Genomic DNA, 12633 nt, shown 5'->3' with positions numbered 1-12633 from the left:
TCAGGCAAGGGGCAACAGTGGATCAAGGGATGATCGTCTCACTTTTTCCTGTCAATGCCATCTGGGTGAACAGTTACGTGAACCATTATGGCAACGGTTGGCGGATAACCTGACCCAGCGGACTCAACGCCATTTCCATGAAAGCTATCAACATCATTGGCAAGGTGTCAGACGCAGCCAACCGCTGGCGGCGTATTGGCGAGAGGCGTATCAATCATTCACCAATCTCTATCAGTTGCTGCATGTGCAGCTCGGTGATGAAGCAATGGCGCGCCTGCTTGGCATAACAGAGAGTGAAGCCCCCAATGGCAATGACAGCGACACCAATGGTCACTAAAAGAGTTCCGCTGCATAGCGCCAACCTACTCTTATTGCTAGCAATCAGCGGCTCGGCTTATGCCGTGCAAAACAACCTCAAACAGTGGGATAAAAATTCCGCCACTTTTCAAAAGGCCTACACGCTATTGCAGCAACATGGCGCATCGCTGGATGTAGAGCTATTTGAAAAGCACCCAGCCGAATACCAAGCGTATTTGCTTGGCAGTTACAGTGCGCAGGCGCAGCATTACCCGTTAGCGATTGAATGGTTGAAACGCGCCTATGCAGACGTAGAGAAACTGAACGAGTTCACTCAGCAGAGTGTGCTCTATCAGTTGGGGTACAGCTATGCGCAGCTTGGTCAGCTGGCCGAGAGTGAAACTTGGTATCGCCGCGCGATAGCCAAAGGCAGTGCCGATGCGTGTGTTAACTTAGGTGCGAGTTATGAGCAGCGCCAGCAATATCAACAAGCCGAGGCTCAGTATCTAAGCTGTCTTCCGGACAACGAAAGTGCCTTGCTTTACCTTAATCTTGGTACGCTTTATTACAATGGGTTAGTTAAGCAAGATAAAGGTTTAGGCGGCCGTTATTGGCGGTTATCCGCTAAGCTCGACCCCTTCGATAGCGATATTCAATATAACCTTGGCGTGTATTACCTCAATACCGAGCTCGACCTAGATAAGGCCCGTTACTACTTTAGCCAGTGCAGTTGGCAAGATGCCGAGTGTGCTAGCGTGTTATCGCATCCCTTATTAATTGGTCGCAGCGCCGAACAAGCACATTGGCAAGCGTTGCGCCAAGGCAGTGCGGTCGAGCAGCGGCATCGGTTAGAAGGCAGAGCTAAGCACTTGTTGCCTATGCCTGTGTATTTTGACGATGAAACGGCTGAGATTATGCTGCAAGTGCAATTGAACGATAACGGGTGGCAGAGTATTACCGCCACGACCCAAAGCCGAGAGCATTTGGCAAAAGCCTGCACTTGGTTAAATCGTCTGATTTGGGTGGATACCTTCTCAGGCGCAAACGCAGAAACCTATATAAATCTCAACTTAAAGCTCAGCCAACCCCAAGCCATTTTGCCCATCACTTGGCAATACCGTGAAATGAGGTATCAAGTAAGCGAGCAACATGGGCGTTGGCAGTGTGAGGTGAGTGTATCTGCCCCTGTGTCAGGTGCCGCCACTACCCCCTAAATCGGCTCACCACGTCAGTTAAGGCATGTCTAGTCAGTGCCGAAAATTGACAGTGAAGACGTGAGATTTTGAGGAGATAAAGAACTCCACATTTCGTGGGGTTCGTAAAAGATTGCCTTAAATGGCTCCGATCTGGGTGAGCCTTGAAATGTTGCATATTCCGGTCGAAAATGAACACCTATTCCGGTTTAAAATGAACGCTGATTCCGGCTTGCGTGTACACCGTTTCCGGACACCTCAGAGCACGAACTCTGATGTCAGATGAACCGTCATGCTCCAATGACCTGGATCCACAACTGCCGCGCTGCGCTTGGCTGCTGGCTTGTTCGGTGAGTCGAAAAGATGCCTCCCCTCAAAGCTCAGCTTCTGCTCGCAGAATCCCTGGCCGCATACTTTCCGGAAATGGTGTTCACAGATTCCGGAATCACTGTTCAACTTCACCGGAATACGCAAATGTTCTGGATTAAGGTTTTCAGCAGTAGCTCCAGTCTGCTGCCATCGATAATCTCGCTGATTTTGTGTCGCGGGCAAGCAGTGCAATGCCAAAAATGAGCCGAATTGACACCACATTCGGCTCGCGATATGAGCCGATAATAGCCCTCATTCGGCTCATTCCACAACTCACAGGGCTGGTCTACTGGGTGTCGGAGAGGCTCGGGGCGAGAATGGACTCTTGGACAGTGCCACTTACTAGGTTATGATTTGTCTCGGCTGACCAGCCAGACTTTCGCACGAGTCAAAATGGTTACTACTCTCAAGCCACATGATCTCAACCTCAAATCCTCACCTTGGATGGATTAAACGTGCGATGTATACCCCAGGGTAGGACTAGGAGATTGGATCATGACCATCAAAGCTTTCGTCCACACAACCCAGCTTGAGCTCAAAGATGTACTAGGCATCTCCCTCAAACGTAGTCATATCTACGAGATGATTGCTGCGGCCTATGGCTACAGTACTTACGCGTCATTGCAAGCTGATGCGATTCTGCTCAGTAATACGAAATGGCAGGTTGCGTTGGATGTAAGTGCAATTGAGGCTAGAGCTAATATTCTGGGTATTAGTATTCCTGAGCTTGCCGCTCAGAAATTGGCCACATCGTTAGTGCAGGCGGGTATTATAAGCCTACGTGTAAGAGAGATTTTAAGGCGTCGTGTTAACGACGATGACATGACTAAGCATGGTCAACTTCCTCCTAATTCGACTACTGCTAGCCGCTTTAGCTCCTCAGACCATTATGCTGGGGAATTAATGAATATGTTTAAACAGAATGAATTTAATTCGCCATTAGTACACCAGGGATTGGTCCAGTTAAGTGCATTTGCAGACCGAAATGCCTCGTCATTTACCGATTTTGAACTTCATCAAAAATTGTACAGAATAGCCAGTGGCTTTAATAGTGCTGATATTAATGCATTAGTTGACACAGATAAAGAACGATACATTTATTGGTATCATCACTTGAAAAAAGCTGCAATGTCATTTGATATGGATGCTGTGTTCGAGTTGGCATCACATGGACTTGATTCCTCTTTATACATTGGCTATATGGGCGGCAGTAAACGTAGTGAATCTATTGCAATAGAATGTGAAACTCGTGGCATGGTGGTGAATGCTTATTATTGGTGGATTGTTAGTGCAATCAATGGTTCTGTTGACGCAATATATAAGCTGGTTAGTGATTATGATAAGGAAGACTCATTCCGGTGTTGGGTATGGATATTTCTTGCTAAAGAGTTAGGGTTTGATTTAATGACGTCGACAGATACAACTACAAGTTATGATATGCACAGTGGCGATGAAAGTTATACTTTCTCATTACCAGGTAAAATTCTTCCTGCATTGACTCCCCCCGACGTGGATACAAGTATATCCAATATGGCTCAACAGTTAGCATATAAGTTGTATGCTCAATATTTAGAAGATGACATTTTTTTTGAAGAGTATACTCATAATGAGTAACAATGATTTTTATAGATGTTTTTACGGAATGCAAGGGGGGACACCCCCCTTTAATTATAATAAATCTGGATCTTTTCTCGCTACGCGAGGAAAAACTAAAATTATGGCAGCCAGATGTGTTGTCTTATATTAGTAGACACCATGTTCAATTCGTCCTACTAAGTCTACCACTGCTTGAACTCCTACTGATGTACTCAACAGTTCAGCTGGCATTTTCCCGCCAAGTCCCTTAGCTGGTTGATGTAGCCATGCTATGGATTTGGTATTATCATTTTCATTTAGGGAGCGAGCCGCATCCAGAGCCAATATAACACCATAAACCCTAGAACCTTGTTGAATAGTCAGAGGTGTATTTGTTCTGAGTTTACGTGAAATAGTATTCTTGCTAATGCCGGTGAGGTGGCATATCGTGCCAACATCTGTCATAACCATTTTAGCGAGCTGAGGGATAGCTTCTGGTTTTACGCCAGAAACTATCCATAAATGAACCATCAATGGATGATGTGGAATATTAAGGTTCTCAATTAGTGAGTCAGTTATAGCTAATCTAGGCTTCAAGTCATGAGCTAAATCGACTCTCATGGTGCTCTCCGATTTGTTTGATGATAACTGATGGTAGGTCTACATGTTAGTGTAGTGTCTGAACCTCATCATTTACGGAAGTTAATTTTAATGACGTTATCATGTCTGATATCTTGGTCCATATGTTCAGGATTATTTGCAATGTACTGGCTAACGAAATTCCCCCAACCCAAGAATAACTTTTTAAGCTTGTCTTTGTCACGCATAGACTCACCTTGATAAATTCTAGATAATCTATCACTGATTGTGTGATTAAGTAGGTGTTCTACTTCAAAAGGCGTTGCATTAAGTTCACGCCCACAACCATTTGAAACGCTACGTCTGAGGTCATGTAATGTGAAGTGTTCAATATCTATCATCTTTGCTTCTTGTAGTCTGCTAAGTGCGCGAGTTATTGCATCACCAGTTATCGGGAATTCAGGTCTGACGCATGATTCGAAAACAAATTTACATGTCTTTGATGTGATTTTTCTTTGCTCAGAAATGATTTGTTTTGCTAGCGGACATAGAGTTACTACGTGTGGAATTTTATTTTTAGTATCCGGGATGAGCCATTCCTCATCATTTAGGTGTGACCACTCCATAGAAGCAACCTCTCCTCTGCGAACAGCAGTGAGAATAATTATTTTAATAGCATTGGCTACACTCGTAGACATGGTCATTGAAGTGGTTTTATTTTTACCATTGGTACTGTGTTCTCTCCATTTTACCGAGTTTTCATCTATTGTTTTCCACAATCTAGCCAATTCAATAGTAGATAAAGATCGTTGCCTTGGGTCGTTAGGGGTAGCATTATAAATTTTTGGTTTTAGAGCTAATGTCGGATTTGAATCAATAAGTTGTTTTCTGACTGATTCATCCATCATTTGATTCATCAACCCCATTGATTTACGTAAGCCCTCCAAGCTCCCTTTTTGGAGCTTTTGATAATGTTGATGCAATACAGCCATTGATATGTCACATACTCGGAGTTTACCTAGAGCATTCGCTAGATGCGTTTTGTAGATGCTTCGATAGTCAGAGACAGTTCTTGCACCGATTTCCATATACTTCCGATTACTACGTTTGGCATTGGCTTTATGTTGAATCCATTGCTCGAAAAATTCGTTCAATGTAGGCATTTGTTCATTTTTTTGCTTGGAACTTAACACTGCCTCTCGGGGATCAATGCCTTGTTTAACGAATACAACCATTCGAGCATGGGTTTCTCGGGCCAGTGCCAGACTCATTGCAGGATAGTTCCCAAGAGTCATCTTCGTTTGCTTTTGAGCTATGTAATATCTATAGAGCCAGCTTTTGGTTTGTGCTCCAGCTCTAGCTTCAAGACATAAGCCCTTGTTTCCTCCACTATAGACTGCCTTGACAATCCGTTGTTTTCCTTCTTCAGGTACTAAGGCTCTACATTCTCGATCAGTTTTTATCATGGCGTCTCGCGTACTTGTCGGCGTACTTTATTGTCATTGTATATGTGAGTATCTCTTTGGACAAACACGGACGATCATTATTTAAATTGTGTTATAAATCAGTGTGATATGGTTTATTGTTAAGACTTTCTTGGATGTGTTTAGACGATGGGTGTTATAATTCGTAATGCGAAGGTCAGGAGTTCGATTCCCCTTACCGGCACCATATAAAACAAGGGGTTAGCTTCTGAGTGAGGCTAACCCTTTGTGCTTTTTTGCTTCATACCCCTCCCTGTACCCCTCCTTTGCAATTCATTGCATCAAGATTGGGACTGGAGAAAACCTGACAAAACTTAACTCTGAATCTCTGTTTGTTGGTCTGCATCTCATTTTCGGATGTCAGTGGGATGCAAATTATGATGATTACTAGCCTGTAACTTTGCCCGCTTTTTTCTTATATCTCTCGATCCTTTTATCCCAATCACCAGACCAGCCTTGCATGTGTGCTTGTCTGCAAAGGTCTATAGCTCTCTGATATTGGTTTGAGTTTGAAAAAATTATTGAAAGTTGTTTATAACCCCGATGCGAAGGCAATACAGAGCAATTGTCTAAAGAAATATCAATATTCCTCTCCCTAGCAAAATTAAGTTGCTCTTGATAATCCAACATAAATTCATGAGCAGCTTCATCTGCGATTTTTATTTGATCCTCACATGCAGTAATAGTTGGTTCAAGACCAATATGAAGCCGATGCTTATAGTAAGAGATTATTTCACTGTTATGCAATAAATGAACATTAATGGCTGTGGTGTTGGCATTAATTAAACTCTTAGCTTTTGTATATAACTTAATGCAAAGCTCTATATGCTCATGGCTATTTAGCCAGCCAGCAATACCATAAAGCAATGATATTGGCTCCTCTGTAGTTGATATAACATCCCCGTTTATCAAATTATCGGATGAATTGCCAATAGGGTTATACACGGAGAGTATAGTTTCTCTTTCTTTATAGGAAAGCTCATCAAGCCACCAGCTTGTCATGTCGAGAAACCCAATGCTACCTTTAATTAATCCCATCATTAGCACCTTGGCTATCTATATAAAAATTAAAGGCGAGCAGTCCATTAAATGCTGCTCGCCCACAGCGCCTATTTTGAAAAGCCTTTGATAATCTTATATTTTATCTCTAAGTTATCAGCTTCTATAATTTCAATGACTGCGCCTTTATAACCCACTTTCTTTGATTTTGATAAGTCATATTTCACATCTGAATTAAATGCAGGCCTTGCAAGATCACCACTAAATTCTCTATAACTAAAATTCACTTCATCACCTACCTTTCCATTATAAATAAGTGTTTGTTGAAATGATGCTTTTGTTGTTCTATTAATTTCTGCAACTTCAAATTTAATATCGCCACAAACAGTTAAATCGACAGGTGAAATGATACATGTTTTATTTGTACCTTTGTCAATTTGAATCGATGCGCTGTAGTCAGGATATGATGTAATTAAACCTCTCATTATCTTTCCATGTGTAGGTTCAACAGGGGATGTCATGTAATAGTCATATCTATCATCCTCACCTATCTTATTAAATTCACCAGATGTAATTTGGTAAGCTGAAATGCTTTGTTGATAATTAACTTTAAGTACTTCTGTTGAACTGGCAACGCCTTGAGATAATAGATTTTCACCAATCCCTATAGTTGTTATCTGTCCTATCTCTGGAGTTGTAAAAAACTGCTGCTTTGGTACGTAGTTGAACTTTGGAGAAGCGCACCCAGTTACCGCTAAAGATAAAAATATTAATATAATATTTTCTTTCATGATAAAAACACTCTCATGGTTGTTATGAACCTTTGTCTAAAGGAGTCATTAAGGACTCTATCATAAAGTGTCATTTCTATCATCAGCGTGTAATGCTATACGCAGCGTAAAAACTTGTGTCTGTTCGTTAGGATGGCAGGGTGTGGGGTGCCGCAAAGCCGCCAGTATCAAACCCCCAGCTCTACCAGTTTACTGGGAAGGATGCAGAGAAGAGGCACAAAACCTGATCTAGCGCGGGCTTCAAGGCGATAACTGACACGCCCCCATTTCTCTTCGCCCCCACCATAGCGCTAATTTTTGGCAAGTGGGGTTCCCAAAAACCCAGTGCTGGCGCGGGTTATAAGTCGATTTACCCATTACGCCCCCACTTGTGGCGTATATATAAAAAAAGTGGGGGCCATCGCCCCCACCCCGTTACGCCCCCACCAGAGCCCCACCTATGCCCCCATTTTTCACTCTGGCGAGCATAGGCTTATCGCGTCACCGTCCACGCTGATCAGCCCATCTTCCTCCAGCTTGTCGCGCCAACGGCTTCCCTTCTTACTGTCCCATGTGCCCGCTTGCTTCATGTTGGCCTGTACAGTCCGCCATGGGGCTTTGCCATCGCCTTTCTCGCACAGCTCGCGGATAGTCTGATACATAGCTTTGTGGTTGCTGGATATATTGCCGATACCATCCAGCTCTTCGGGGTCTGCTGGCTCGCGACCCTTATCAATAAGAACGAGACTGGTTACTTCATCCCCTTCACTATCAAACGTGATCACTCGACTTTTGAGGTCAAACGCTACGGCTTCCGGCTGCTCTGAATCCTTCATCTTTGTGGCCTTCAATACCAAGCTGTCTCCCTTGTCGCCCTCGCGTTTAACGAGATACTCAGCATCAAGCGCGGCCTTGAATGCACTTGAACCTCGCGCCCCGTTCGCCTCTTGCTTGCCAGTGTGGTGCACAAGCAAGATCGTTGCCCCTGTCGCCGCCTTAACCAAATCACAACCTGCGATAAACGCCCCCATATCGCTAGCCTTGTTCTCGTCACCAGCCCCAAAGCAGCGCGCCACGGTATCCACAACTATGAGCTTCACATCAAGGCCCGTTTCCGCCTTTACTTGGCTAGCAGCCAGCTTTAGCTCCATCACCTGTAGCGGGTCAGCCATAAAAACAGGCATGTCCACGCGAAAGATGTTCGGCACATCCTCGCCTTGGTTGTATTGGTCAGCCCATACTCGTATCCGGCGCGGTACACCTACCCCGCCTTCGCCTACCACATACAGCACGGCTCCGGCTTCCGTCTTACGCTCATTCCATTGCTTGCCAGTGGCAATATGACAGGCCCAAGAGACAGCCAAAAAGCTCTTGAACGAGCCAGAAGGCCCGTAAATAGAAGCCGTGCAATCAGCGGGCAGATACCCCTTGATCAGGTAACTGGCTTGTACGTCGAAGCCTTGGAAGCCACGGATCAACGGCAGCTTTGTTTTGCGCGGTTCTTCAATGCTCTGCTCATCTGGGAGAAGGGCATCATCTTGGCTGGCAATCACCAGCTCAGGTTTGCGAGCGGCTGCAAGGATCGGATTCATCGCGTTCATGCTGCCACCCCCTGCTGCTGGCGGTATGTGTCCCAGTCATCGGAAGGCGGGGCGCTAACCATCCCATTTACACTGGCGGCAGCCTGCTCAGCTTCCCTCTCAGCGCCCACATCGGCGCATACGATGATTGGAAGCTCAGGCACCAGAGCGTGGGCAATCAATGCTGATCTCGCCATGTTGTTCTTGGTCAAAGCAGCGAAGCCCAGCGCCTTGAATCCGAAGATCTCCCTGATTGCATAGCCAGTGGCGACACCTTCGCAGATGAAAAGGTGTTCCACCTCTTTGGTGGGCATATCTACGGGAGGCTCGACGATGAACACTCCTGCCTTGCTCCCCCCAGCCAGCGAGGTCTTGCGTCCGCCATCCGTAACCAGCTCGGCACCAATGATCTCGGCCTTGTTGTCGCGGATGGAATGAAGCAGACAGCCCGCCCTGTAGCTGTATTGCTTGCCGTCGACCTCATGGTGATAGGTACGGGCAAGAGTGAACACAGGGAAGCCTGCATAACCCTTACGCTTCAAGTAAGGGTGTTCGGCGGCATCAATAATCAGAGCCTCATCAGCCATCAGGTTAGCTAGGGCTGCGGCAGCTTCCTCCTGGCGAGCCTCTTTTTGCCGTTGCTGCTCTGCGGCTTTGGCGGCCTTCTGGCGCTGCTTCTCGATGCGGGCATGGTCTGCGGCGCTCATAGGGCCAGAAAGCCCAAGATGGCTAGCCAGTGAACGGATCGCCTCGCTCATGCTTTGGCCTGTCGCTTGTTGATATAAACTCAGGCCATCGCCGCCCCTGCAATCGCAATGACTACACACCCAGACTCCCCGCGCTGCTTTCTCGGCTTTCCGCTCCTCCAGGCGAAAGCGATCCTTTCCCCCGCAGATAGGACAGGGGCCGTGCCTTTTGGGTTCTGGCAACTTAATGCCATTGGCTGTCAGGATCTCGCGCCATTGGCCATGTGCTGCTGCGGTCACTGCGGCGGCGCTGATGTTGTGATCCATCATTTGCAACCCCCTGCGCTACGGGCACCGATAACGCGAAGGGCGTTCAGCTTGCGAAGGAAAAGCCCCTCTCTGGGGATCTTCACTTCTACAGCTTCGGGCAGTTCAGGCAACCCTGCGGGCGCTGGATACTCCGCAAGAGTGGCGGCTATCTCTCGGCGGGCTGACGCAACTTCATAGCCAATCTGCGTAACCTGTTCTGAAATGTTATTGAGAGTTACCAGCCAGTGAATGCTCTGGGCTTGGCGCTGGGCGTAGTTGACACTACCCTGATTTCTGTTAATATCGGTCATATAAACATTACCTTTTGGTTTTAACAGGTCTCTTGGCGGATACCCTGTCGAAATTGAAAAAAACTGTATAAGTCCCTGCATATGCGGGGATTTTTTTTTGCAACTCACAGGCCAGCTCTACGGCTAATAAAATCCACGACATCGGAATGTCTGAATCGAATGCTGTTTGGCCCGATCTTGATCGCGGGGGGAAATTGCAAAGATTCGTCCTTCATCCAGCGATAGATGGTCGGACGTGAGATATTGAGCAGTGTGCAGGTGCTTGCGATGGTAATTAAGGATTGTGCTGGATTGGTCATAAGACCCCCTGTCGTTATTGCTTGGTGTTACTTGATTATACGGCACGTGCACACCTAAACAAGACCAAACAAAGCATCAGAACAGTGTCAACTAGATGAATTTAAAGGGTTTTTGTGTCAACTAGACGGGCTTGGGGGGAAATACGTCCCCAGCGCCAACCCGCGCCAAATGCGGGATTTTGTGAAAATGGGGAGATTGGGGTTCTCGGGGGAGGTATGAACAATAAGAAATAAGTAGCGTTAGTGATATGAATAAATGCCATAACAAAACCACAAAAAAACCCGCCTAAGCGGGTCTAGTTGTCGGGAGAATTGCCACATTGTCAGCCCGTAGCGCATCAAGGCGAGCCAGCCATAGGGTTAGCGCGGCCGCCTTTTCAATTTCATCTAAATATTTCCCCTTGCGTTAGGTTGTTAAGATCGCCAAAAACGTGCGTATTCCGGCGAAGTTGAACAGCCATTCCGGCCAACGTGAACACCCTGATCCTTAACGCGCTCACGTCACCCCGTTTCTAACTCGAGTGTTCAGATTGGGTCAACTCACTTCTCCTCTTTCTCATCGATTCTCCCTTCAGTGACAGCCGGTGAGCGTTGTGCATCAGCCGGTCCAGGATCGCATCTGCCAGAGTGTTGTCCCCCAAGCTCGCGTACCACTCTTCCGTTGGCAGCTGACTGACCACGACCGTCGAGTATTTCCCGTACCGATCATCCATGATCTCCAGCAGGGCGTTGCGCTGCTCGGCATTCACCGCTTCCAGTCCCCAGTCATCCAGGATCAGCAGCTCTATCCTTGCCAGTTGACCCAGCAGTCTGGCGTAACTGCCATCTACCTTGGCCTGGCTCAGCTCAAGTAGCAGACGCGGCAGCCGGTAGTAACGAGTGCTATGCCCTTGCTGACAGGCTTGGTAGCCCAGCGCACAAGCCAGGTAGGTTTTTCCACAGCCACAGGGGCCGGTAATGAGCAGGTTCTGGCCCCGGCGCAGCCACTCTCCTTGGGCCAGGTTTGCTACCTGTGACCGCTCTAGGTTGCGTGCTGACTGGTAGTCCAGCTCCTGCACCGTGGCCTGGAGTTTGAGCCTCGCCTGCTTGACCAGCCGAGCTTGTTTACGCTGCTCCCGGCTCAGTTGTTCGTGTTCGACCAGCAGGCTTAGCCGCTCGATGAAGGGCAGCCCTTCGTAGGTACTCGCCTGTTCAAGTTGTTGTTGCACGGCATCCGCCATGCCGGTCAGTTTCAGGTTTCTCAGGCGGGTCAGGGTTTGTTGGGTCATGGGACGTATCCTCTTTAGTGGAAGCTCTGGGGGCCGCGGATGTTCTCGTGCTCTTGCGGTAACTCTGGGTAGCTCAGCGGGCTTGCGGGCAGTTGGTCGCGGCCACTGGTCAGCACCGACTTGAGCTGCTTGAGCCGCACCAGTCCTTCCCGGTTAGCCAACTGGCAGCAAGCCTCGACCCGTGATGGCGGATACTCTCGACTAAGACTCAGTAGACCCAGGCAGAGTCGGTATGCCTGCTCGGCATGGGCTTTCTCTGCCAGCCGTTCGCTAACCCAGCACAAGGTGCCCGGTCCGATGTCAGCAGCCCACTGCTTAAGACGCCCTGGCGTCCAGCGTTGCTGCTTGCTGTGACGTTCCGGCATGTGCTCAGGGAGTGTGCTCATCCCCGGGATGGTTTTACGCGGATGGCTCGCGACCAGCTGTTGCTGGTGATAGACCTGAAGCAGGGTATCGCCCGCATGGAGCTCCAGTTGCTGACCCACATACTGGTGCGGCACTGAGTAATGGTGCTGCTCATAGCTGACGTGATAGTCGATGTTGACCTTGACCGTTTTGATGGCGACATAGCGATAGGGATGCACCGGTAGTGACCCCAGTGCCGGGCGGTCCAACTGCTCAAACGCTTCACGTCGGTTACCGGGCAGTTGCTTGAACGGGCGCTCGTTGAGCTCATTTAACAAAGCCCGGATGCACTGGTTGAGCTCGGCAAGCGAGAAGAAGGTCTGATGGCGTAGACGGGCCAGGATCCAGCGCTCGACGATCTGCACACCCACCTCGGCCTTGGCTTTGTCCTTAGGCTTGTAAGGGCGAGCTGGCATCACCGCCACCTGATAGTGCTCGGCCAACTGCTGGTAGCTGGGGTTGAGCTCGGGATCGTATCGGCAAGCCTTGCTGACACCGCTCTTGAGGTT

General features: G+C 47.8%; 12 protein-coding genes and 1 pseudogene. 3 read left to right on the top strand and 10 right to left on the bottom strand.

The annotated features are described in order from the left end of the window. The 3 genes from PG888_RS21405 to PG888_RS21395 form a co-directional block, all read left to right on the top strand. A partial coding sequence (locus PG888_RS21405) for a hypothetical protein (protein ID WP_270694315.1) occupies nucleotides 1-337 on the top strand: 337 nt, incomplete at its 5' end. After that, nucleotides 306-1511, top strand: a complete 1206-nt coding sequence (locus PG888_RS21400; protein WP_270694316.1) for a hypothetical protein — start codon at nucleotides 306-308, stop codon at nucleotides 1509-1511. The genes PG888_RS21405 and PG888_RS21400, both read left to right, overlap by 32 nt. Nucleotides 1512-2354: 843 nt before the next feature. Next, complete coding sequence (locus PG888_RS21395; protein ID WP_270694317.1) at nucleotides 2355-3473, top strand: hypothetical protein; 1119 nt, start codon at nucleotides 2355-2357, stop codon at nucleotides 3471-3473. Nucleotides 3474-3602: 129 nt separating this feature from the next. On the opposite strand, the gene PG888_RS21390 is transcribed toward PG888_RS21395, so the two are convergent. From PG888_RS21390 to istA, 10 genes and pseudogenes are all read right to left on the bottom strand, one after another. Further along, on the bottom strand, nucleotides 3603-4055 hold the full coding sequence (locus PG888_RS21390) for an antitoxin Xre/MbcA/ParS toxin-binding domain-containing protein (RefSeq protein WP_080768665.1): 453 nt from the start codon (nucleotides 4053-4055) through the stop codon (nucleotides 3603-3605). A 68-nt stretch (nucleotides 4056-4123) separates the two neighbouring features. Further along, nucleotides 4124-5479 carry a tyrosine-type recombinase/integrase gene (locus PG888_RS21385; RefSeq protein ID WP_080768666.1) on the bottom strand — a complete coding sequence of 452 codons (1356 nt, stop codon included), beginning with the start codon at nucleotides 5477-5479 and terminating at the stop codon, nucleotides 4124-4126. A 405-nt stretch (nucleotides 5480-5884) separates the two neighbouring features. Further along, a complete protein-coding gene (locus PG888_RS21380) occupies nucleotides 5885-6535 on the bottom strand; it encodes a hypothetical protein (protein WP_270694318.1) in 651 nt (216 codons plus the stop codon). 71 nt (nucleotides 6536-6606) lie between these two features. Beyond that, nucleotides 6607-7287: a hypothetical protein gene (locus tag PG888_RS21375; RefSeq protein WP_129146713.1), complete on the bottom strand. Its 681-nt coding sequence runs from the start codon at nucleotides 7285-7287 to the stop codon at nucleotides 6607-6609. 452 nt (nucleotides 7288-7739) lie between these two features. Continuing rightward, nucleotides 7740-8867, bottom strand: a complete 1128-nt coding sequence (locus PG888_RS21370; protein ID WP_270694319.1) for a helicase RepA family protein — start codon at nucleotides 8865-8867, stop codon at nucleotides 7740-7742. Then, a complete protein-coding gene (locus PG888_RS21365) occupies nucleotides 8864-9862 on the bottom strand; it encodes a primase-helicase zinc-binding domain-containing protein (protein WP_270694320.1) in 999 nt (332 codons plus the stop codon). The genes PG888_RS21370 and PG888_RS21365 overlap by 4 nt, the downstream gene beginning before the upstream one ends. Further along, nucleotides 9859-10260 carry a hypothetical protein gene (locus PG888_RS21360; protein ID WP_270694321.1) on the bottom strand — a complete coding sequence of 134 codons (402 nt, stop codon included), beginning with the start codon at nucleotides 10258-10260 and terminating at the stop codon, nucleotides 9859-9861. Before PG888_RS21360 ends, PG888_RS21365 begins: the two co-directional genes overlap by 4 nt. Next, on the bottom strand, nucleotides 10257-10451 hold the full coding sequence (locus tag PG888_RS21355; RefSeq protein WP_270694322.1) for a helix-turn-helix transcriptional regulator: 195 nt from the start codon (nucleotides 10449-10451) through the stop codon (nucleotides 10257-10259). The genes PG888_RS21360 and PG888_RS21355 overlap by 4 nt, the downstream gene beginning before the upstream one ends. Nucleotides 10452-10963: 512 nt before the next feature. Then, nucleotides 10964-11719, bottom strand: coding sequence for an IS21-like element ISAs29 family helper ATPase IstB (istB, locus tag PG888_RS21350; RefSeq protein WP_104454438.1), 756 nt, complete (start codon nucleotides 11717-11719; stop codon nucleotides 10964-10966). A gap of 14 nt (nucleotides 11720-11733) precedes the next feature. Next, nucleotides 11734-12633: pseudogene (gene istA, locus PG888_RS21345) on the bottom strand (IS21-like element ISAs29 family transposase); the annotation flags it as partial.

Source organism: Aeromonas sp. QDB23 (assembly GCF_027707745.1).
GTDB classification, from domain to species: Bacteria; Pseudomonadota; Gammaproteobacteria; order Enterobacterales; family Aeromonadaceae; genus Aeromonas; species Aeromonas allosaccharophila.
Note: the sequence above shows the minus strand (reverse complement) of the source record. Positions and strands in the feature narration are given on the sequence as shown.